General features: G+C 64.6%; 19 protein-coding genes. 10 read left to right on the forward strand and 9 right to left on the reverse strand.

Going from position 1 to position 22,160, the window contains the following annotated elements:
• Positions 1 to 22: 22 nt before the first annotated feature.
• Positions 23 to 1,102 (forward strand): glycosyltransferase, encoded by a 1,080-nt coding sequence (locus A9K66_RS13625; RefSeq protein ID WP_067324233.1) that lies wholly within the window; start codon positions 23 to 25, stop codon positions 1,100 to 1,102.
• Positions 1,103 to 1,220: 118 nt separating this feature from the next.
• On the opposite strand, the gene A9K66_RS13630 is transcribed toward A9K66_RS13625, so the two are convergent.
• On the reverse strand, positions 1,221 to 2,243 hold the full coding sequence (locus A9K66_RS13630; RefSeq protein ID WP_067324235.1) for a phosphoribosyltransferase: 1,023 nt from the start codon (positions 2,241 to 2,243) through the stop codon (positions 1,221 to 1,223).
• Between the two features lie 81 nt (positions 2,244 to 2,324).
• On the reverse strand, positions 2,325 to 3,821 hold the full coding sequence (locus A9K66_RS13635) for a lipopolysaccharide biosynthesis protein (RefSeq protein WP_067324237.1): 1,497 nt from the start codon (positions 3,819 to 3,821) through the stop codon (positions 2,325 to 2,327).
• 195 nt (positions 3,822 to 4,016) lie between these two features.
• On the opposite strand from A9K66_RS13635, the gene A9K66_RS13640 reads away from it, so the two are divergent.
• From A9K66_RS13640 to A9K66_RS13665, 6 genes are all read left to right on the forward strand, one after another.
• Entirely contained in the window at positions 4,017 to 5,189 is a 1,173-nt protein-coding gene (locus A9K66_RS13640) for a glycosyl transferase family 1 (RefSeq protein WP_067324239.1), read from the forward strand.
• Positions 5,190 to 5,214: 25 nt separating this feature from the next.
• Entirely contained in the window at positions 5,215 to 6,204 is a 990-nt protein-coding gene (locus A9K66_RS13645; protein WP_067324728.1) for a glycosyltransferase family 2 protein, read from the forward strand.
• Positions 6,201 to 7,148, forward strand: a complete 948-nt coding sequence (locus A9K66_RS13650) for a glycosyltransferase (RefSeq protein ID WP_280944364.1) — start codon at positions 6,201 to 6,203, stop codon at positions 7,146 to 7,148. The genes A9K66_RS13645 and A9K66_RS13650 overlap by 4 nt, the downstream gene beginning before the upstream one ends.
• Entirely contained in the window at positions 7,138 to 8,088 is a 951-nt protein-coding gene (locus A9K66_RS13655) for a glycosyltransferase family 2 protein (protein WP_067324243.1), read from the forward strand. Before A9K66_RS13650 ends, A9K66_RS13655 begins: the two co-directional genes overlap by 11 nt.
• Before the next feature lie 75 nt (positions 8,089 to 8,163).
• Entirely contained in the window at positions 8,164 to 9,060 is an 897-nt protein-coding gene (gene galU / locus A9K66_RS13660; protein WP_067003460.1) for a UTP--glucose-1-phosphate uridylyltransferase GalU, read from the forward strand.
• Positions 9,061 to 9,227: 167 nt separating this feature from the next.
• On the forward strand, positions 9,228 to 11,609 hold the full coding sequence (locus A9K66_RS13665; RefSeq protein WP_067324245.1) for a polysaccharide biosynthesis tyrosine autokinase: 2,382 nt from the start codon (positions 9,228 to 9,230) through the stop codon (positions 11,607 to 11,609).
• Between the two features lie 30 nt (positions 11,610 to 11,639).
• Here A9K66_RS13665 and A9K66_RS13670 read toward each other — a convergent pair whose 3' ends face one another.
• The 3 genes from A9K66_RS13670 to A9K66_RS13680 form a co-directional block, all read right to left on the reverse strand.
• Positions 11,640 to 12,356 (reverse strand): metallophosphoesterase family protein, encoded by a 717-nt coding sequence (locus A9K66_RS13670; RefSeq protein WP_164749204.1) that lies wholly within the window; start codon positions 12,354 to 12,356, stop codon positions 11,640 to 11,642.
• Between the two features lie 246 nt (positions 12,357 to 12,602).
• Complete coding sequence (locus A9K66_RS13675) at positions 12,603 to 13,682, reverse strand: acyltransferase (protein WP_067324249.1); 1,080 nt, start codon at positions 13,680 to 13,682, stop codon at positions 12,603 to 12,605.
• A 121-nt stretch (positions 13,683 to 13,803) separates the two neighbouring features.
• A complete protein-coding gene (locus A9K66_RS13680) occupies positions 13,804 to 15,711 on the reverse strand; it encodes a propionyl-CoA synthetase (protein ID WP_067324251.1) in 1,908 nt (635 codons plus the stop codon).
• A gap of 586 nt (positions 15,712 to 16,297) precedes the next feature.
• Between A9K66_RS13680 and A9K66_RS13685 the strand changes: the two genes are divergently transcribed.
• The 3 genes from A9K66_RS13685 to A9K66_RS13695 are packed head-to-tail and all read left to right on the forward strand — an operon-like array spanning position 16,298 to position 18,002.
• Positions 16,298 to 16,585 carry a PqqD family protein gene (locus A9K66_RS13685; RefSeq protein ID WP_067324253.1) on the forward strand — a complete coding sequence of 96 codons (288 nt, stop codon included), beginning with the start codon at positions 16,298 to 16,300 and terminating at the stop codon, positions 16,583 to 16,585.
• Positions 16,585 to 17,019 (forward strand): lasso peptide biosynthesis B2 protein, encoded by a 435-nt coding sequence (locus A9K66_RS13690; RefSeq protein WP_067324255.1) that lies wholly within the window; start codon positions 16,585 to 16,587, stop codon positions 17,017 to 17,019. The genes A9K66_RS13685 and A9K66_RS13690 overlap by 1 nt, the downstream gene beginning before the upstream one ends.
• Positions 17,016 to 18,002 (forward strand): serine kinase, encoded by a 987-nt coding sequence (locus A9K66_RS13695; protein ID WP_067324256.1) that lies wholly within the window; start codon positions 17,016 to 17,018, stop codon positions 18,000 to 18,002. The genes A9K66_RS13690 and A9K66_RS13695 overlap by 4 nt, the downstream gene beginning before the upstream one ends.
• Positions 18,003 to 18,018: 16 nt before the next feature.
• On the opposite strand, the gene A9K66_RS13700 is transcribed toward A9K66_RS13695, so the two are convergent.
• The 4 genes from A9K66_RS13700 to ptsP are packed head-to-tail and all read right to left on the reverse strand — an operon-like array spanning position 18,019 to position 22,129.
• Positions 18,019 to 19,044, reverse strand: a complete 1,026-nt coding sequence (locus A9K66_RS13700) for a nucleotidyltransferase family protein (RefSeq protein WP_067324258.1) — start codon at positions 19,042 to 19,044, stop codon at positions 18,019 to 18,021.
• 58 nt (positions 19,045 to 19,102) lie between these two features.
• A complete protein-coding gene (dhaK, locus tag A9K66_RS13705) occupies positions 19,103 to 20,089 on the reverse strand; it encodes a dihydroxyacetone kinase subunit DhaK (RefSeq protein ID WP_067324260.1) in 987 nt (328 codons plus the stop codon).
• 26 nt (positions 20,090 to 20,115) lie between these two features.
• On the reverse strand, positions 20,116 to 20,547 hold the full coding sequence (locus tag A9K66_RS13710) for a hypothetical protein (protein ID WP_067324262.1): 432 nt from the start codon (positions 20,545 to 20,547) through the stop codon (positions 20,116 to 20,118).
• A gap of 7 nt (positions 20,548 to 20,554) precedes the next feature.
• Entirely contained in the window at positions 20,555 to 22,129 is a 1,575-nt protein-coding gene (gene ptsP / locus A9K66_RS13715) for a phosphoenolpyruvate--protein phosphotransferase (RefSeq protein WP_067324264.1), read from the reverse strand.
• Between the last annotated feature and the right edge of the window lie 31 nt (positions 22,130 to 22,160).

Below are 22,160 nucleotides of genomic sequence, written 5' to 3' on the forward strand. Positions count from 1 at the left end.
AAATGTGACAAGGAGCCGAACCATGAAAGTTCTCTTCGCAGGCGGAAACGGCTATCCGCCGCAATTCAGCGGCGGGGTCCAGTCGAGCACCCATCATCTGGCGGAGCAATTGATCGAACACGGTCATGAGGCATCGGTGCTTGCGGCCTTGTTCGGCCAGGGCATGTTCGGATACAAGGCGCGCGCCAAGATGAAGCTCCTCGGTCAGCGCGCCGTCATCGACAATTTCCCCGGCTATCCGGTGGTGCGCGCCTGGTTCCCCTGGGAAGCGGCCGCCTTTGCCGTAAAGAAGCTGCAGCCGGACGTAGCGGTGGTGCAGTGTCACAAATCGGTTCCGCTCGGCAAGGCGCTGGAGGCCGAGGGCGTGCCGCTGGTGGTCTATCTCAGGAATGTTGAATTCCATGAACTCGGGGGCGATCTGCGCGAGCTGAACTCGGCGTCTTACATCGCCAATTCCGAGTTCACGGCGCGCACTTACAAGCGCGAGTTTGGCATCGATTCCACGGTAATCCCGCCGACGATCAATCCGGCCTCTTACAGCACGCCGACGACGGGCGAGTACGTCACTTTTATCAATCCCTACGAGGAAAAGGGTTTCGAGCTGGCGGTGCGGATCGCGGCCGCCTGCAGGGAGATCCCTTTCCTGTTCGTCGAGAGCTGGAAGCTGGATGACGATCACCGCGCCCGCATCGCGGAAACGATCGCGCCGTTCTCCAATATCAAGCTCGAAAACCGCACCGACGACATGAAGACTCTCTACGGCCGCACCAGGATCCTGCTGGCGCCGAGCAAATGGGAAGAGGCGTGGGGTCGCGTTGCCTCGGAGGCCCATTGCAGCGGTATTCCCGTCGTCGGCTCGCGGCGCGGCGGACTGCCCGAAGCGATCGGCTCCGGCGGCGTCGTGCTGGACTATGACGCGCCGCTCGAGGACTGGGTCACGGCGCTCAGGCGGCTGTGGAACGATCGCGAGGAATATGAGCGAGTCTCGGAAGCCGCGCTCACGTTCTCGCAGCGCCCGGAACTCGATCCCGAGCGCCAGTTCGCCACCTTCTTCGCCTTGCTGGACAGGGCTGCCAGGCAGCGCGCCCGGCGCGCTGCTTAATGCATGTCGCCCAGAAATCTGCAGCGGTTCTGGGGCGCGACAGGCATCAAAACGACGACTCAAACGTCGACTGAATGCGATTCGGCGCGAGGCACCTTAAATCCGCGTTAGGTTTTGCTTACGCTGGTCTTTTGACCCGGCTCTTCAGCATTTCATAGGCGCGTTCGCCGAGCAGGGCGCGCGCGGCGGTCTTGATGACCTTCTTGCGCCCCTCGGGCGAATTGATCTGCCTGAGCCGTGCCGGCAGGTTGCGGGCCGCCTGCTCCAGCGCCGGCAAGGAAAACGCGTCGGGAAAGCTCACGATGTTGGTTTCGACGCACAGCACCGGCTTGCCCGATAGCTTGGCGATCTTGAGCGCCTGCTCGTGCTCGCTCTCGATGAACAGGATGGCGTCCGACTTGCGATAGAACTCGGCCTTGAAGCTGCCATGCGCGCCAAGCCGCTGCCGCTCGGCCTTGCTCGGCAGGTCGAGCATGACGAGATGGTCATATTTGATCTCGTGCTTGGCCAGCCAGGCTTCAGTCAGCTTGCGATACTTTTCCAGCCGGCTGGTCACCAGCCAGCCGATCTTGCGCGTCGGCCCGAGAAGCGGCCGCGCCTCGGTGAGGAATTTTTCGTAGGCCGGCCCGTCGTCATTCTCGTCCGCGGTCGGATCGAGGCAAAGCACGCCGTCTATGTCGACGCAGCATTGCTCGAGGAAGACGTGATGCATGAAGTTCCACTGGAACATCCTGGGATGCGGCACGACCTCGAAGACGATATCGGTTTCCTTGTGCTGCGAAAGCAGGCCGAACACGGCCGCGTAGACGAAATCGCCCGGGATGCCGGCAGCCGCGATTTTGCTGCGCGCATCGCGCATGGCGTTGCCGCCGCTGACGCTGTCGTCGATCACCAGGATCTTGCGCATTTCGGAATGCTGCCGATCGAGCGCCGCACGCCGCTTGGTGATCCCCGAGGTGTAGATCTTGCCGGCGAGAAAGCTGTCGAGATCGGTCATCGGAATATTCGCCGTCAGGCTGACCAGCGTCGCGGCGAGGATGCCGCTTCGCGGCACGCCAACCACCAGGTCGATGTCGCGCGGCAGCCGGTGCAGGTTCCGCGCGATCGCGTCGTTCATGTCTGAGATCGATCGGTAATTCATGCTGTTGCCTAACCCTCAAAAGTCAGCAGTTTTGGGCTGTCCGGCCGCGGCCGGAATGCCTGGCGGTTTGCGCCGGCAAGGTCATTTCGCCTCGCTGGGCGCGGGCGAAAACCCGCGCGCCGGGATCAGCCGCAGGGCCTCCCGAAGCGCCTCGCGGCCGGCGCCGAAGGCGAGCGCGACGATGATGGTGACGACATAGGACAGCACCGCGCCGCCTGCGAGAGCGATGATGGGCTGCGCCGGCAGCATCGGCTTGGCGACCCAGACCAGGGCCAGCGCCAGATGCGCGCCGAGCACGAAGGGGGCGGCTGCGTGCAGCACATGGCTCGCCCGCAGCGGCCCGGCCTTGCCGACATAGAGCCAGAGGAAAGGCGTCCGCAAATATTCGCTGACCGCATAGGCGACCGCGACGCCGAGCGCGCCATAAGGAAGGCCGATGGCGAAGGCCAGCACCGAGGTGACGGCGGTGATGATGCCCCAGCGCATGAAATCGCCCGAACGGCCCTGGCTGACGAACAGCCATCCGGCCGGATTGTTGAGCGGCTGCAGCAGGCCGGCGAAGCCCAGCGCGAGGAAAATGTTGGCGCTCTCCCGCCATTGCGGGCCGAGCACGAAAGGAATGAGCGTATCCGACATGGCGGTGGCAAAGGCCACGCCCGGCAACGCCACCAGGAGGATCAGCGGCATGACGCGCAGATAGGCGCTGCGATAACGGTCCGGCTCGTCCTTCAGCAGCGAAAGTGCCGGCACCATCACCTTCGACAGCGGGTTGGTGATCTGGCTGAGCGGGAAAAGCAGCAGCTTGTAGGCGCGGTCGTAGAGGCCGAGCTGCGCCTCGCCCCAATATTTGCCGATCAGCACATTGTCGAGATTGCGGGCGAAGAAATTGGCGAAGTTGAAGCCGGTGATGCCGGCGCCGAAATTGATCAGCTGGCTGATGCCTTCGACCTTGCGCGGCAGCCCCGGACGCCAGCGCGATGACACCCAGTAGCAAAGCGTCGGCAACACGGCGCCGGTCAGCGTGCCGGCAAAAAGCGCCCAATAGGAGCGGTCGATGAAGGTCCAGGCGATCGAGACCACAAGGCCCGTAACGGCGCTGGCGACGTCGATGACGGCGAGCCGGCTGAATTCCATGCGGCGCGTCAGCAACGCCAGATGCTGGGCGCCGAGACCATAGGCCATGATCTGCAGGCCGAAGGCGGCAACCAGCCCGGTGACGCGCGGCTCGCCGTAGAAGGCGGCCACCAGGGGAGCCGCCGCAGCAAGCACGCAGGCCAGGATCGCGCTCACCGCCGTGTTGATCCAGAAGAGGTAGTTGATCTCCTCGTGCCGGATGCCGGTTTTCTGGATCGTCGCCTGGGTCAGGCCGAAATCCTGGAACAGCGCGATGAAGGCGAGCACCGGCGCGCACATCGCCACGACGCCGAAATCCTGCGGCGACAAAAGCCGCGACAGCACGATGACCGACACGATTTGGGTGGCGACCCGCACGCCCTGCGCCATCGCGGTGACGACGGCGCCGCGCCCGACCGATCTGCGCAGGGAGCCCTCGGGCGGATCGAATGCACTGGTTTCCAAATTCTGGATTCCTGATTTTGCGCCAGTCATCGTCGCGACCGGCGCCCGCCGCCATGCACAAACTACCGCAAGAAGTTTTTGCAGCGCAACAAAAAATGTGCGCCGATTGCTACGCTGCACCAAAAATGTTGCGATGCAGCAAAAGCTGTACTAGCATCCCCTCTTGGGTGGCGGGCCCAAAAGCGGTCGAGTTTCATGCTGCATGTCTTGTACCTTGTGCATGACATATCCGACCCGGCGGTGCGCCGGAGGATAAAAATGCTCAGGGCAGGCGGCGCCGGGATAACCCTGGCGGGCTTCCGTCGCACCTCCAATCCGATCGCCGAGATCGAAGGCATCAGGCCCGTCGACCTCGGACCGACGCGCGATGGCCGATTCGCCCAGCGCATCGGCGCAGTTGCCAAGGCCGCCATGTCGATCGGCGCCAAATTCGCGGGCCTGGCGCGACCCGACCTGATCATCGCGCGCAATCTCGAGATGCTGGCGCTTGCCAGCCGCGCCAGGCGCGCTTTCGGCGCCGGCGTGCCGATCGTCTACGAGTGCCTCGACATCCATCGGCTGGTGTTGCGCAACGACCTGATCGGCAAGACGTTGCGCGGCGCCGAACGCCATCTGGCCCGCGACGTCAAGCTTCTGGTGACCAGCTCTCCCGCCTTCGTCGCCAATTATTTCAAGCCGTTCGGGCAAATCGCGGCGCCGGTCGAGCTGATCGAGAACAAATATTTCGACACCATGCCCGTGCCGGCGGATCATCGCCGCGAGGACGACAGTCCGGCGGCGCCGCCTTGGCGCATCGGCTGGTTCGGCGCGCTGCGCTGCCGGCGCTCGCTGGAACTCCTGGCCGAGTTCACCCGCCGGCAAGACGGACGCTTTGAAGTGGTGCTCAGGGGGCGTCCCGCGCTCTCCGAATTCCCGGATTTTCATGCCTTTGTCGAAGCCGAGCCCTGGCTTTCCTTCCGCGGTTCCTATCGCAATCCGGAGGACATGCCGGCGATCTACCGCGAGGTGCATTTCTCCTGGGCGATCGATTTCTTCGAGCAGGGCCAGAATTCCGAATGGCTGCTTCCCAACCGCCTCTACGAAGGCTGCCGCTTCGGCGCCGTGCCGATCTCGATGGCGAGCACCGAAACCGGCCGGTTCCTCAAGCAGCAGGACATCGGTGTGCTTTTGTCCGAGGCGACGTCCGAAGGACTCGACACCGCGCTCGGCCGAATGGGTCAGGAACACTACGGCAAGCTGAAGTCGCGGGTGCTGGCACGCAATCCGCGGACCTGGAGCTACGACCGCAGCGATTGCCTGGCTTTTGTCGACAAGCTGCGCGGCCTGACCGCCGGTCGCGGGAGCTTTGCGACCGAGGCGCTGGCATAGGATGGCTAAGAATGGACAAAACCCGATGACGCGCACGACGAGATCGAGCCTGATCGTCATCCCGTGCCTCAACGAGGCCGCTCATATCGGCGGGCTGCTCCAGCGGCTGCGGCCGGCCGCGGCGCGGCTCGGCGCGCGCATCGTCGTGGCCGACGGCGGCAGCACCGATGGCACACAAGGCATCGTCGAAGAACTCGCTGCGGAGGATCCACGCGTCATCCTGATCGCCAATCCGAAGCGCATCCAAAGCGCGGCGATCAACCTTGCGGTGGCGACCTTCGGCGACGACGCCGACTATCTCATCCGCATCGATGCGCATGGCGGGTATCCGGCCGATTATTGCGACAGGCTGGTCGAGGAAGCGCAAGCCACGGGTGCGGATTCGGTCGTCGTCTCGATGCTGACCAGCGGCACGGGCGCGGTGCAGAGGGCCGTGGCGGCGGCGCAGAATTCCAGGCTCGGCACCGGCGGCTCCAAGCACCGCCACATGTCGGCCGGCGAATGGGTCGACCACGGCCACCATGCGCTGATGCGCATTGCCGCGTTCCGCGCGGTCGGCGGCTATGACGAGAGCTTCAGCCACAACGAGGACGCCGAGCTCGATCACCGCCTCCGTCTGGCCGGCTACCGCATCTGGATGAGCGGCAAGACGCAGATGGTTTATTATCCGCGCTCCACCTTGAAGAGCCTGTTTTTCCAATATCTCGGCTATGGCCGCGGCCGCGCCAGGAACGTGCTCAAGCATCGCATGATGCCGAAGCTGCGGCAAATGATCCCGCTGCTGGTGTTTCCGGTGGTCCTGATGGCGCTCTTGTCTCCGATCTTTGTGCTGGCGGCCGTGCCGTTTCTGGTGTGGGCGGGTGTCTGCCTCGGTTACGGCATCCGGACCGCGATCAGCCAGCGCAACCCCGCCATAGCGCTGGCCGGCGTGTCGGTGATGGTCATGCATCTGGGCTGGTCCATGGGCTTTTGGCTGCAGCTCCTTGGCCCGCAGCCGTCGCGCGAGGCGGCGTGATGGCTGCGGAGAAGAGCGGCAGCATCGACATCTGCATCTGCACTTTCCGCAGGCCGGCGCTTGCCGACACGCTGCGCTCCATCGCCGCGCTGGAGAACCCCGCCGGTTTCGAGATCGGCATCGTCGTTGCCGACAATGACGACGAGCCGAGCGCGCAGCCGCTGGTGAAGGCGCTGGCGCAGGAACTGAAGCTGCCGATCCGCTATCGCCACGCGCCGGCGCGCAACATCTCGATCGCTCGCAACGCCTGCCTCGATGCCAGCGTCTCGGGCCTCGTCGCCTTCATCGACGACGACGAGACGGCTTCGCCGGGCTGGCTCGTCGAACTCGTGGCGACCGCGGAGGCGACCGGCGCGACGGCCGTGCTCGGGCCGGTCCGCGCGACATATCGCCAGGACGCGCCGGACTGGATGCGCAAGGGCGATTTCCACTCGACCCTGCCCGTCTGGGTGCGCGGCGAGATCCGCACCGGCTACACCTGCAATGTCCTGCTCAGGATGACCGACGAAAGCCTGCGCAACCGGCGCTTCAGCCTGGCGCGTGGCCAGACCGGCGGCGAGGACACCGAATTCTTCGATTCAGTGGTCAAGTCCGGCGGGCGCATCGCCTTTGCCCCGCAGGCCTTTGTCGACGAGGTGGTGCCGAGCTCGAGGGCCGCCTTCGACTGGCTGCGCCGCCGCCGCTTCCGCTTCGGGCAGACGCACGGCCATCTCATCGGGCGCAACACCGGCGGCCTGCGCCGCGTCTGCCAGGTCGGTCTTGCCTCGGCGAAGGCGGGCTACTGCTTCGGTATGGCGCTTTTGGCCGCAGTCAGCCCGGTGCGACGGAACCGCAGCATGCTGCGCGGCATTATGCATCTCGGCGTCGTCAGCGGTTTGGTCGGAGTCCGCGAAATCCGCCAGTACGGCATCACTCAGCAGGAAGGGGAAAAGCGTGCAGCCTGACGTCAGCTTCGTCATCGCCGCTTACAACGCCGAGGCAACTCTCGACCGGGCGATCGCCAGCGCGATGGCGCAGCGCGATGTCGCGATCGAAGTCATCGTCGTCGACGACCGGTCGGACGACCGCACGCGCGATGTCGCGCGCGCTTATCCTCAGGACATCGTCACGGTGGTCGCTCTTCCCGCCAACCGCGGCCCTGGCGGCGCCAGGAATGCCGGGCTCGATCTGGCCCGCGGCCGCTGGGTCGCCGTGCTCGATTCCGACGATGCCGTCCTGCCCGGCAGACTGGCGGCCATGATCGCGCGGGCGGAGAAGGCGGGTGCCGAGATCGCGGTCGACAATGTCCAGGTCGTGCGCGAAGACGGCACGCCCGAAGACATGATGTTCCCGACCGGGTACCTCGAAGGGCTCGGCGAAATCTCGCTGACCGACTATATCGCCGGCAACATCGTTTTCGAGTCGCGCTTCAACCTCGGCTATCTGAAGCCGATCTTCCAGCGCCATTTCCTGGACGAAAATCAGCTCCGCTACGACGAGAAGCTGCGCATCGGCGAAGACTACATTCTTCTGGCGAGCGCGCTAGCCAAAGGCGGCCGCTGCGTGGTCGAGCCGACCGTCGGCTATGTCTACCATATCCGCAGCGGCTCGATCTCGCGCGTGCTCGAGTTGCATCATGTCGAGGCGATGGCCGAGGCCGATGCCGCCTTCGCGGCCGCGCATTTCATGGACGACGGCGCCAAGGCGGCTTTCGCCAGACGCGGCCGCAGCTTGCGCAAGGCGGCCTCGTTCCTGTCATTGGTGCAGCACATCAAGGCGCGTGCGCCGCTGAAGGCGATACGCACGGCGCTCAGCGATCCGGCCGCGGTCCGGCATATGTCGATGCCGATCGCGGTTCGGCTGAGAAGGGTTGCGGCACAGTTTGCCGTGGGCACGGGGAGGTGAAGCATGCAGGCGCATGGAATGCGGTTTCATAGCCAGCGATAGGTAAAAAAGCGATATCCTCAGAAGGAATAAGCGATGCAGAAAGTCAGGAAGGCAGTCATACCGGTGGCGGGGCTCGGAACGCGGTTCCTGCCGGCGACCAAGTCGATGCCGAAGGAAATGCTGCCCGTCGTCGACAAGCCTGTCGTGCAATATGCCGTGGACGAGGCCTTCGAGGCCGGCATCGAGCACATCGTCTTCGTCACCGGGCGCAACAAGGCGGTCATCGAAGACTATTTCGACCTGCACCCTGAACTGATCGGGACGCTCGAGCAGACCGGCAAGAAGGCGCAGCTCCAATCGCTGGAAAGCTTGCTGCCGGTGGCCGGCGCCACCTCCTTCATCCGCCAGCAGTCGCCGCACGGTCTCGGCCATGCCGTATGGTGCGCACGCGACGTGATCGGCAACGAGCCCTTCGCGCTGCTGCTCCCCGACATGGTGTCCTTCGGCGCGCCGGGCTGCCTGGCGGAAACCGTCGACCTCTATCAGCGGACCGGCGGCAACGTCATCGCCGTCGAGCGCTGCGATCCTTCGGAAACCAGCAAATACGGCATCGTCGGCCGCGGCGCCGAGGTGGCCTCGGGCTTCGAAGTGACCGCCATGGTCGAGAAGCCGGCCCCCGCCAACGCGCCGTCGAACTTCTACATCAACGGCCGCTATATCCTGCAGCCGGAGATCTTCGCCCTGCTCGGCACCCAGCAACGCGGCGCCGGCAACGAGATCCAACTCACCGACGCCATGGTTCGACTGGCTGAAAGCCAGCCTTTCTTTGCCCAGCCCTTCAACGGCCGCATGTTCGACTGCGGCTCCAAGGAGGGCTTCATCGAGGCCACCATCGCCTTTGCTCTGGCGCGCGACGACATGAAAGGACCTGTCTTCGAAATGCTGCAGCAATTCGTCCGGTCGCACGAGCGCCGGGAAGTAGCCGCATAATGCCCAAATTTTGGGTGCATATGCGAAATCGCGATGGCGCGACAGCCGCGCAAGCGCTTGGCCTTCTTGGCCGGGCGCTCCGTGGCACGAATGTTGCGTGGCCTTTTCTGGTGACGACGACACTCTTCGAAGGCCGGTAGCGCCTGCAACCTGGAATTGGACCGACGATGAATTATGCCAACTTTCCTCTCGACAAGAGGATTCCATTGCCCACCACCGAACCGGAAAAGGGTGAAGACTTCATCGACATCGAGCGTCTGCTTGGCATGGCCGCCCGGCAGGCCAAGGTGGTGGCGGTCTGCGCCGTCATCGGTCTGTTCCTGGGTGTGATTTATCTCCAGACGACGCCCAAGCAATACACCTCCCTTGCGAGCGTGCTGATCGACGACGGCCTGAACAAGGTCGTGGACGACATTTCGGCTGTCAGTGCCACGCAGCAGACGGACGCGACGATCCTCAGCCAGATCGAGATACTCAACTCGGCGCGGCTGGCATCGGAGGTGGTCGACAAGCTGAAGCTGGACCAGAACCAGGAATTCATGAACCCGCCGCAATCGGCTTTGGCCCAGGGAATCGGATTCTTGCGCGGCATCGTCGGCTATTTCCGCAGCGGCGGCGGCAACCAAATCCCCGGGATCGAGAATGTCGATGCCGCAACGCGCGAAGCCATGATGAAGGCGGCAACCCATGACTACGCGGTCCTCGTGCTGCAAACCGGATTGATGGCGGATCGCAACGGCCGCAGCAATGTCATCAGCATCGGCTATCAGTCGACCAATCCGGCTTTGGCCACGGCCATCACCAAGGCCTATGCGGACGCCTACCTTGCCGACCAGCTCAACGCCAGCTTCGACGCCACCGAGCGCGCGGCCGTTTGGCTGCAAGGCCGGCTGACCGAACTGCGCGAAAGCTCGCAGGCAGCTGCGCTGGCGGTCGAGAAGTTCAGGGCCGAGCACGGGCTTTCCGCAAACAGCGACGGCCAGTTGCTCAGCGACAAGCAACTCGCCGACCTGAACGCCCAGCTTATTGTCGCGCAGGCCGATACAGCCCGCGCCAGCGCCCGCTACCAGCAGTACAAGGCGATCGTCGACAGCGGCTCCGAAAGCGCCTTCAACGATTCGGCGATAGCGGCCGATCAGCCGAGCAGCTCGGTCATCATCGCGCTGAAAACCCGCTATCTCGCGATCGCCAAACGGTTGCAGGACGTGGAGAACAACTTCGGCAAGGATCACCCGCAGGCGGTTGCGCTGGCCAAGGAGAAGGCCGACGTCTCGGCGCAGATCTTCGGACAGTTGAAACAGATCACCGAAAGCTATCGAAACGACTATCAGGTGGCGCAGGCGCGCGAGACCGCGCTTAGGGAGAAAATCGCCACCCAGGCAGGCAAGAGCTCGATCGACAACCAGTCGCAGGTCAGGCTGAAGGAGCTCGATCAGCAGGCGCAGGCGCTGACCACGCTCTATCAGACCTTCCTTAGCCGTTACGAGGAAGCGTCGCAGCAGCAGTCATTCCCGGTCGGTAAGGTCCGCATCATCTCCGACGCGTCGATGCCTCTCACCGCCTCGGCTCCGCGCACCTTGCGCGTGCTGGCGCTCTCGCTGGTGCTTGGCCTCATGCTCGGCGCCGGCTGCGGAGGCCTGAACGAATTCAACGAGCGCTTCTTCCGGACAGGCGAGGACATTCGCGACCGTGTCGGCCTGAAGTTCCTCGGCTATCTGCCGACGATCGGTGGCGGCAAGCCCAAGGAGTCGAAGCCGGACGACTTGCCGGCCGACGGCAAGGTCACCAGCCTGTCGGCCGCCGAGAAACGGGCGCGCATGCGGGTGAGCCTCGATGCGCCGGCCTCGATGTTCGCCGAAACGCTCCGCAATGCCAAGATCGCTTTCGACGTGGTGATGGAAGACAAGGGCAGTCGGGTGATCGGCGTCATCTCCGTCCTGCCCGGGGAAGGCAAGTCGACGGTTGCGGCGAACCTCGCCGGTCTGCTCGCCGCCAACGGCGCCAAGACTTTGCTGATCGATGGCGACCTGCGCAATCCGGGCCTCAGCCGCAGCCTCGGCATGGAGTCGGAGCACGGGCTGATGGAAGCGGTGGTCAATGGACAGACCTGGCAGTCGGTCGGCAAGGTCGACCGCCAGACCAAGCTGGCGATCATCCCGGCCGTGGTGCGCGGCCAGTTCTCGCACACCAGCGAGCTTCTCGGCTCCGCCGGCATGCGGCGTTTCATCGAGAACGCCAAGGAGACGTTCGAATACATCATCGTCGACCTGCCGCCGCTCGGCCCGGTGGTCGACGCCAAGGCCTTCGCGCCGTTGGTCGACGGCTTCGTGCTCGTCACCGAGTGGGGACGCACGCCACGCGCCATGGTGCGCTCGATGCTGGAGTCGGAACCCTACATCGCCGAAAAGATCACCGGCGCGGTGCTCAACAAGGTCGAGCTGAAGAAGCTGGCGAAATACGGCTCTCTCGGCGGTTCGGAAAAGTTCTTCGACCGCTATTCGAGTTACTACCTCGAGAAGTCGGAATCGCGCGCCAAGCAGGCCGCCTAAAGCAGTTCATCCGACGAAAAGCCGCGGCGGTTATTCTCCGGTCGACAGCAGCCGCCCATATTTGCCGACGATCCTGAGGGCGGTCAGCCGGCCGCTCTGGAAGGCGCCGGTGTCGATGCCGAGCCGGCGCCCGTCGAGCGTCGGAACGTCCACGATCGTATGTCCGTGCACGACCCAGCGATCGAGGCGGTGAGCCGCCGCCAGGAACTCGGATCGTATGTTGAGCAGGTCGGCCTCGTCCTGCGCTTCGAGCGCGATGCCGGGCCGGATGCCGGCATGGACGAAAAGGAACCGCTCCGAACAGATCATCACCGGCAGCGTGCGCATGAAGGCGACGTGGGTGGCCGGAATGGCCTCCCGGATACGCTCGACTACCTCTTCGCTCGATCCGTACAAATCGGCCAGGCGGTCGGGATCGATACCGTAGGAGAACAGCGTTTCCCGTCCGCCGACGCGGAGCCACGGCTCCAGTGACAGATGGCCGTCGAGATAGGCGAGCATCGCCACTTCGTGGTTCCCGGCAAGGCACACGCGCATGAAACCTTCTGGCGGCGGTGCCATCAAATGCTCGACCACGCGCCGCGAATTGGGCCCGCGGTCGACATAGTCGCCCAGCATGATGATGATCTTGCGGCCGCGGAACTGCAGCGCGTCGGCCTCGATCTTCTGCTCCAGCGTGCGCAGCTCGTCGTAGCAGCCATGCACGTCGCCGATCGCGTAGACCACCGTGTCGCGCATATCCATCATCAGCCGTTCGCGCGGCAAGGGCCGGGGTCGTCTCGATCGTTGGAACAGGCTCACGGATTGAGGCTCGGTACTCAAACTAGGGTCATGCCACGGAGCGTGGACCAAGCCTCGATATCATGTCGAATGCAAACATTTCCACACCGGGCTGCTCGATGCACATCGCCAAAAAGGCGCAGCGGTCTTGGCAAAACGACGTGCGTCAATACCCCGAAAAGCGTCGCCTGAACCGTTTCGGCGCGATGCGCTTTAGGCCGCTTTGAGCCGATAGCGGAAAAGCGTGCGGTCGAGCAGCATGCGGACGCGCGGCTCGGCCTCGGCCGCCACCAGCCAGCTTGCCGCGATCATGGCCATGCCGACGATCGGGATCGAAACCAGATATGGCACGCCGGCGCGGATCAGGACGCCGAGCAGCGCCGCGCCGACGACATCGTGGATGAGGTAGAGCGGATAGGTCATCAGCCCGATCCGGCGCCAGCCGCCCCAGGAAAGGTTGAGGCGCAGCGACCAAGCCATCAGCGCTACCGCGGCCAGGAAGATGATGATCGGCGGCGCATAGGGCATCGCCGCTTCCACCTTGATGCTGTGCACGTCGACCGAGCTTACGATCTGCAGCGCCCCGCCGGCGAGAAACAGCGCCGAGAAGCAGAGCCGTGCCGCTGTCACCGCCTTGAAGCGCATCAGCCAGATCAGCACGCCGACCGCGAAGAACGCGCCGTGATGCACCAGGGTGAGCTGCAGCCAGCGCGCCTCCGCGAGATCGGTCCAGCCGAAGGCGAAATAGAGACACCAGAACACCGTGCTGAGCAGGCCGATGATGACGGCGACAGCTTCCATCAGGTCGAATCGGCCGAACCGCAGCAGGGTCCAGACGATGGCGTAGAAGGCGATCTCGATGCCGAGCGTCCAGTAGACACTGTCGACCCATGGCTCGAACGGCACGAACAGCGCCGTGCGGGCAAGTCGCACCACGGCATCGGTCGGCCAGGAAAGACCGACCATCAGCAGCACGATCGCGGAGATGGGCGCGCAGACCCAGACCGCCGGCGCCAGCCGTCTGACACGAGCTTCGAAGAACTTCAGCGGGGTCGAATTCTCGGCGCTGAATGCGATGACGAAGCCGCTGATGACGAAGAACACCTGAACGCCGACCCAGCCGGAGCCGACAAACGCCATTTCGGGATGGGCAGGGATGCCGCCGGTCGAGCGCGCCGACACGCCGTCGGGAAACGCCCATACCCAGAAGCCGTAGTGATAGAACATCACCATGACGGCGGCGAAGAAACGCAAAATGTCGACGCCGCCGAATGTGGTCTTGTGCTGAGCCATGCCGTGCCTTCGGAACGGCCCCCCGGGTAGACTTCTAGGGGGTGCTGCTGCATTGCACAACAGTCGATTGCAGCGCAGGATGCATTCGTGAGGCTGCCTCGCGTTGCGATCCCGCGAGCGGCTAGATCCCGATGCCGCGCCCCTTGAGCGCCGCCGTGATCTCGTCGAGGATCGCGGGATCGTCGATGGTCGCCGGCATCGTCCATTCCTCCTTGTCGGCGATCTTCTGCATCGTGCCGCGCAGGATCTTGCCGGAGCGCGTCTTCGGCAGCCGCTTGATCGTCACCACCGTCTTGAAGGCTGCGACCGGGCCGATCCGCTCGCGCACCAGGCCCACCACCTCGCTTTCGATGGCGCCGGTGTCGCGCGCCACACCGGCGTTGAGCACGACGAAGCCGAGCGGCACCTGACCTTTCATCGCGTCGGCGATGCCGATCACGGCGCATTCGGCGACGTCCGGATGCGCGGCCAGCACCTCCTCCATCGCGCCGGTCGAGAGGCGGTGCCCGGCGACGTTGATGATGTCGTCGGTGCGGGCCATGACGTAGAGATAGCCGTCCTCGTCCATCATGCCGGCGTCGGCCGTCTTGTAGAAACCGGGGAACTCCTCGAGATAGGCTTGGCGGAAGCGGGCGTCGGCGTTCCAGAGCGTCGGCAGGCAGCCTGCCGGCAGCGGCAGCTTGACCACGACATTGCCGAGCGTGCCGCGCGGCACCTCGTGGCCGGCATCGTCGAGAATACGAATATCGTAGCCCGGCATCGGCACGCCCGGCGAGCCGTATTTCACCGGCAAAAGCCCGAGCCCGGCCGGGTTGATGGTCATTGGCGAGCCGGTCTCGGTCTGCCACCAATGGTCGATCACCGGACGGTTGAGCTTCTGCTCTGCCCATTTGATGGTCTCGGGGTCGGCGCGCTCGCCGGCGAGGAACAGCGTGCGGAATTTCGACAGATCGTATTTCGGCACGAACTCGCCGCGCGGATCCTGCCCCTTGATGGCGCGGAAGGCGGTCGGCGCCGTGAACAGCGCCACCACACCGTGTTCCGAGATCACCCGCCAGTAGGTGCCGGCGTCCGGCGTGCCGATCGGCTTGCCTTCGAAGAGCACGCTGGTGCAGCCATGCAGAAGCGGCCCGTAGACGATGTAGGAATGGCCGACCACCCAGCCGACGTCGGAGGCCGCCCAGAACACCTCGCCGGGGTTGACGCCGAACTCGTTGTCCATCGTCCATTTCAGCGCGACCATGTGACCGCCATTGTCGCGCACGATGCCCTTCGGCTGCCCGGTCGTGCCGGAGGTGTAGATGATGTAGAGCGGGTCGGTGGCCAAGACCGGCACGCAGTCGACATTGGCGCCGGCGGCGCGCTCGCGGGCGACCGCATCGGCATAGTCGATGTCGTAATTGTCCTTCATCTCGCAGCGCAATTGCTCGCGCTGAAGGATCAGGCAGGCATCGGGCTTGTGCTTCGACATCTCGATCGCCTTGTCGAGCAGCGGCTTGTAGGCGACGACGCGTCCCGGCTCCAGGCCGCAGGAGGCGGTGATGATCAGCTTCGGCCTGGCGTCGTCGATGCGGGTCGCGAGCTCATGCGAGGCGAAGCCGCCGAACACCACTGAATGCACGGCGCCGATGCGGGCCGAGGCTAGCATGGCGATCGCCGCTTCCGCCACCATCGGCATGTAGATAATCACCCGATCGCCCTTGCCGATGCCACGGTTCTTGAGGACAGAGGCGAGCGCGACCACCTCGCGCTTCAGTTCGGCATAGGTGAATTTCCGGATCGTGCCGGTGATCGCGCTGTCATGGATCAGCGCCAGCTGGTCGGCGCGCCCCCCCGCCACGTGGCGGTCGATGGCATTGAAGCAGGTGTTGCAGGTGGCGCCTGTGAACCAGCGGCCATAGACGCCCGCCGCCGGATCGAAGACCTTTTCGGCTGGCGAATACCAGTCGATCGCTTTGGCCGCTTCGGCCCAGAACGCTATGGGGTCGCGTTTCCAGCCCTCATAGACTTCGTGGTAGCGTGAGGCCATCGACTTTTCCTCCCCAGGAACATTCCGTCGTATGGCAATAGCCTAAGCCGCTTTGGCCGGCCATGTCTCCTCGCATTTTGGTCGGCGTTGCCGGCAAACGGATCCAGCCGCTCCCGGATCGGAGCGCGCTATGACGTCAGCAAGTGAATTCGGCTTAGAGCGGCAGTGCTGCCAGCATCAGCCCGACACCGCCGGCTATTAGAATGGCGGCGGCCAATGCCTTCCGATGGCGTTCGAATGCCGTCGGAGCGCGATCCCAGTTGTAACGCATACTGTCCACTCCCCAAAAAGCCGGCAGACTCTTAGCTTACTTATGGGAAAGATGGCAACCCTGGCGCGAACGGCGGCTTGATAGTGGTTCCAGCCCACCATCATTCTCGCGCGAGTTGGATAGTCTTTCCGGGGAAGTTTTGATGGAAAGAACTTACGAAAAACCGGTTCCGGTCAGGCGCGGGAAGCTGTCGAGCATCGTTGCGGGCCCGAGTGGCCCGATAGGCCCGGCCGTCTGACACGCAGCGTTGCCCGCTTGGCAATGGACAGCGACGGCATGCCGCGCTAATTGCAGTTCGGCATAGGGAGCGGGCGTATGGCTGAAATCGCCTTTGAAACGGTTCTGCGGATGGCGGACGACGCCTCCGTGCAGCATGTCGGCGACGGCGCCGTGGTGCTTCTGGCGCGCAGCGGCCAGCTTTACACCTGCAACGGCACCACCGAAGCGTTCCTCGACAAGGTCGACGGCGCCCGCAGCCTCGACCACATCGTCGATCTGCTGTCGGAAGAATTCGAGGTCGACAAGGCGACGCTCGGCGACGACATGACGGCGCTGGCCGCCGAGCTGGTGGCCGAAGGCATCCTTGCCGACCCGGGCGCGTGATGGCCGGCGGACCGTTCCTGCGCGCCCTGTTCCGCACTCATCTGTGGCTCAGCGCCCGGCTGATACCGGTACTGGTCGTCCGGCGCGACTTCGAAAGCGTGCTGAAATTGGCGCCGCTGCAATTGCGCACACCCTATCGTGGCCTGCCATGGAGCTACGTCGTCAGCCGCGTCAACCGCACGGTTCGGCATCCCTGGGTGATGCGTGATCGCAGATGCCTGAGGGAAGGGCTGCTCGGTTTCCGCTTCCTGCGGATGGCGGGTTTCAACCCCGACCTCCATTTCGGTGTCGATGCCAAATCGATGCATGAGCCGCGCCTTTCGGCGCATTGCTGGGTTTGCCTCGACGGCAAGCCGGTGGTCAGCGACAGCCTTCCCGACATGGTTGAAATCTATCGCCACCCCGGCGGCAGCGTGAAGGCGCGCGCCGCTTGACCGGCGCCGCAGCCACCGTTTGCTATGACCTGAACGGCCAGGTCATCGGCATATCGGCAGAGCGCGCCGAGCTCTGGCCGAGCTTCGATCTGATGCTCGGCACATTGCGCGTCAATGAAGCGGTCGAACCCGGCTTTCGCATCGATATCCTCGAAACGTCGGCGCTGCCCGAAAACCCGGAGGGGAAGCTCGCCTTCGACGGCGAAGTGCCGCTGGACGGCCATTGCCGCATCATCGACGCCGACGACGTCGTCCATCTGGTCTTTCCCGGCCTCCAGACGGCCTCGATCCGTGCCGACGAGGGCTCGGCCGAAATCCGCGTTCATCCCGACAGCAAGGTCAAATGGACGCTGCTGATGATGGTGCTGGATGCCGCGCTCGATTCCGGCGGGCAGTACATGCTCCATACCGCCGGTCTGACGCTGCCCGATAGCGGGGCGCTCGTGCTAATCCATGCGCCGAGCGGCACTGGCAAGTCGACAACTTCAATGGCGCTGGCATCGCAGGGCTTCGGCCTATGCTCGGACGATGTGATGATCCTCGGTGCAACATCTGAAGGCACCCTAGCCTGGGGCATGCCGCGTAAGGTGAAGATCCATCGCAACACCGCGGCGATGCTGCCATTCCTCTCGCCCTGCCTTGGCGACAGATGGGACGCCGAGGGCGAGCAGGCCGTCTCGCTGGAGCGTCTCGCCGAGATCATTCGCATCGAGGACGTCCGTCCCAGGCCGGTCTCGGCGCTGCTGCATCTGGCGCGCTCGACCGACGGCCACACCCGGCTCACGCGCTTGGCCAGGACCGATGCGATGGTCGCGCTTGCCACCGACAATGTCAGGACCGGCCTGACCGGCCTGTTGCCGATGCAGCAACGACGGATGGCGTCGATCGCGGCACTGGTCAGGGCCGTCCCCACTTTCACCCTGGAAGTCGGCTCAAGCCCGGCCGATGCAGCGGGGCTGATCCGCGGCGCGGTGGAGGAGTAGATCTCCAAACGGGCTTTCAGGCCGGATAGGGCCTTGGCCGGGCAAGCCGCTGGACCCAGCGGAAGGCGTCGCGGCTAAGGCGCGAGCGCATCTTGTCCCGCGAATTGACCCTGAGCAGCACGTTGCCGGTGATCAGCCATTTGGCGAGCCGTATCGACAGATCGGGCTTGATGCGGTTGGCAAGGGCGATCGCGCGCGGCTCGTCGAACAGCCGCCCGGTCACATTGAGCACGGTCGCCAGCTCGAGCTCGATGCCGGTCATACGCGCGGCATCGAGAAGGCGCGCTTCGGCTTCCGGCGATTGCAGCGCGCGCACACCTTGCAGCACGTCGATACAGAGCTGCAGCCGGTGGAATTTGTGGCCTCCGGCGGCATGAACGATGGCGATGGTGAGCAGCGACGCCGGCGTGTCGGCCTGGCCGCCGTCAATGATCTGCAACTCGCGGAAGCCGAGCGACAGGCGCCGCCGCATGCCGGTGTCATGCACCAGATTGCCATGCAGCTCGATCAGCAGGCTGGAGTTCTCCTTCTCCAGCCACTTGAACTCCTGCAACTCATGCGATTCGGCCTCGCCACTGGCAAGCGTGAAGCCGCATTCGGCGATCACGTTGTTGGCCTCGCCGATGCTGGCCGGATCGACAAGTATGTCGATGTCGGTGAACGGCCGATCGGCAGCATGGCGATAAAGCTTGCGCGCGAACACCGGGCCCTTGACGATGCGAGCCGCAACGCCTTTCGCGGCCAAGGCCTTCATGATGCGGTCGCCGTGATATTGCAGCAGCATCGACTGCCCGGTCGCCAGTGTAGCCTGATCGCGAAGCCCGGAGAGTTTTTGCCGCAGGGCGGCATCGTTCGGCAGATCGGCCTCGCCGATTTCCCGAAGCTTGCGCAGCATGATCGGCAGCACGCCGTGGAACTCGGCATTGGCGAGCAGCGCCATGAGGCTGCTTGCCGAGAGGGCCCCGCCCCGCTCGGACGGCGCCTCCGGATCGGCAAATTCGAGCAGCAGCTTTTCTTCGGCAGGTGAAAGCGGGAGCAGCATCAACCGGGCAATATCGCGAACAACAGGCGACCATGGTCGCAGAAAAGCCCGCGCGACGCTACATCCCCCAGCGCAGCGCCGCCGTGTGCACCGGAGCGTCCCAAAGCGCCGTCGTCTCATCCTCGAGCACCGTCAGCGTGATCGAGCAGCCTGCCATGTCGAGCGAGGTGACATAGGAGCCGACCAGCGAGCGGGTCACCGTCACGCCTCTCTTCTCGAAGATTTTTCGCGCGCTGTTGTACATCAAATAAAGCTCCATCGACGGCGTGCCGCCGAAGCCGTTGACGAAAAGAAGCGCCGGTCCCCTGGCGCGGTCACCAAGATCGCCGAGGATTGCCGTGCAGATCTCCTCGGCGATGGCGTCGGCACTCTTCAGATCATCGCGCCGCCGGCCGGGCTCGCCATGGATGCCGACGCCGAATTCCATCTCGTTGTCGCCAATGTCGAAGGTCGGCCTGCCCGCAGCCGGCACCGTGCAACTGGTCAGCGCCACGCCCATCGAGCGCGTCGAGGCGTTGACGCGGTCGCCCAGCGCCTTGAGCTCGGGCAGTGGCATGCCTTGCTCGGCCGCGGCGCCGACGATCTTCTCCACCACCAGCGTGCCGGCCACGCCGCGCCGACCGGTGGTGTAGGACGAATTCTCGACCGCGACGTCGTCATTGGTCACCACCTGCAGAACGCCGTCCGATATTTCGGCGGCCATGTCGAAATTCATCACGTCGCCTTCATAGTTTTTGACGATGAACAGGCAGCCGGCGCCGGTGTCGACGGCTTGCGCGGCCGCGAGCATCTGGTCGGGCGTCGGCGAGGTGAAGACCTGGCCGGGGCAGGCGGCGTCGAGCATGCCGTGGCCAACCAGCCCGCCATGCAGCGGCTCGTGGCCGGAGCCGCCACCCGAGATCAGCGCTACCTTGCCCGGTTTCAGCGTCTTGCGGCGAACGAATTTGTGCTCGTCGCCGAGCGCGAGGATGTCGGAATGCGCGCCGACGAAGCCATCAAGGCTTTCGGTGAGGACCGTGTCCACCGAATTCAGAAACTTCTTCATGGCAGTCCTCCCGAATAGGTCCTCGCTCAGCCGCTGCCCCTGCCGGCGATGCTGGTGATCTTCTGGATGAATTCGTTGATCGCTCGGTCGAGCGCTGCGTTCTGCTTGTCGTCGCCGAAATCCGGCACGATGAGCGAGACGTGGCGCGTCTTGCGCGGACCCGAAGCCGCCGGCAGCTTGCCCGGATGCGCCTGGTGGTAGGCGGCCAGGAACTGGTCGCGCTCGGCCGGGCTGAAATGGCAGACGGAAAAGATAGCCGGCAAATGCTTCGACGGGATGGGGATCGAATAGGCCGGGCTGGAGATTTGCGTGACGAAACTGCGATGCTTGCCGAGCGCATCGGCAAGTCGCTGGCGCATGCCGGAAGGCCGCTGGTCGATGACTTGCGACAGGATGGTCTTATACGCGCGGATCGCGTCTTCCGCGCCGGCTTCTTGTATCTTGGCTGGCCTGGCCATGCTGTGCTTACACCGGGACGTCCGCTATGGCCGCCTTGGCCATGGCGAGTTGCGCCGGAGACACCGATAGGTCGCGCAGGCCGGCCTCAATCAGCGCCGGAATGGCGGCCGGATCGCCGCCCGCATCGCCACAGAGGCTGACCGGAATTCCTTTCTCGCGCCCGAAGGCCGCGACCGAAGCGATCAGCCGCATCACAGCCGGATGGCGGACAGCGTTGAGATGTGCAACGGCGGCGTTGTCACGCGCGGCTGCCATCACATATTGCGTCAGGTCGTTGGAGCCGATCGAGAAGAAGGCAACGTCGGCAAAAGCCTCCGGCGCGATGGCCACCGAAGGGACCTCGACCATGATGCCCAGCGGCGGCAGCTTGTGCGCAACACCGCGCGACGCGAGAGCGGCCTCCTCCTCCGCAAACAACGCGGCGGCCTGCCTGTGCTCTTCGGCCCTGGCGATCATCGGAAACATCACCTTCAGATTGCCGTGGACGGCGGCGCGCAGCAATGCCCGGATTTGCACCCGGAAGATGTCGCTCCGCGCCAGCGACAGCCTGATACCGCGCAGGCCGAGAAACGGGTTGGTCTCCTCGACGGTGAAGTCGGGGATCGGTTTGTCGCCGCCGGCATCGATGGTGCGGATGGTCACCGGTTTTTCTCCGGCCCATTCCAGCACCTTGCGGTAGGCTTGGTACTGTGTCTCCTCGTCCGGCAGGGCCTTGCCGAACAGGAATTCGGTGCGCATGAGCCCGACGCCATCACAGGTCGCAATGTCGATGCCGTCGACATCGGAAGGGTAGGCAATGTTTACCTGCACCCGCACCGACGTGCCGGCCTTGGTCGCCGCCGGCTGGGCGAGAAAAGTCTGCGCCTGGCCTTGTCGCGCCGCGAAGGAGGAGGATGATTGCCGGAACGCCTCGATCTCCTTCGGCGAGGGCGAGAGCACGATGCCGCCATGCTCGGCGTCGAGGAGCGCGTTTCCGGTGGGCTCGTCCGCAAAGGCACCAATCCCCACCACCATCGGCACGCCGCGCGAGCGTGCCAGCATGGCGACATGGCTGGCGGTGCTGCCGGCCTCGAGCGCAATGCCGCCGCCTCTGCTCCAGTCGGTTTCGAGGAAACGCGTCGGCGCGATGTCCAGGCCATAGAGGATGGCGCCGAGGGGCGCCGCGGTCTCGCTATCCTCGCTCAGCGCTCGCAGCACCTGGTCGCGGATGTCGCGCAAGTCCGAGGCGCGTGCCCGGAAATAGTCCTGGTCGGACGCCTCATAGCCGGCGATCTCGGCATCCAGTGCTTGCCGCCAGGCAGCGTCGGCCGGCTCTCCGGAGCCGAGCGCCGCGAAGGCGGGCGCGCTCAGCGCGACGTCCTCCAGCATGGCGATGTGGAATTCGAGGATGCCGGCGGCATCGCCATCGGCCGTCTCGACAAGCGAGGTCAGCCGGCTCACCGCCCTGCCGATGGCCGCCTTCAGCGCTGCTTTCTCCTCCGCCTCGCTCGCCTTGGCCACATAAGCAGCCGGTGGACGGTCGAGGTTGAACAGCGGCCCTTCGGCGTAGCCGGGAGAGGCAGGGATGCCCTCAATCCGCATGGCCCGCATTCCTTGCGGATTGAGAGGGCGG

The organism is Mesorhizobium sp. AA23 (assembly GCF_001672435.1).
Lineage (GTDB): Bacteria > Pseudomonadota > Alphaproteobacteria > Rhizobiales > Rhizobiaceae > Mesorhizobium.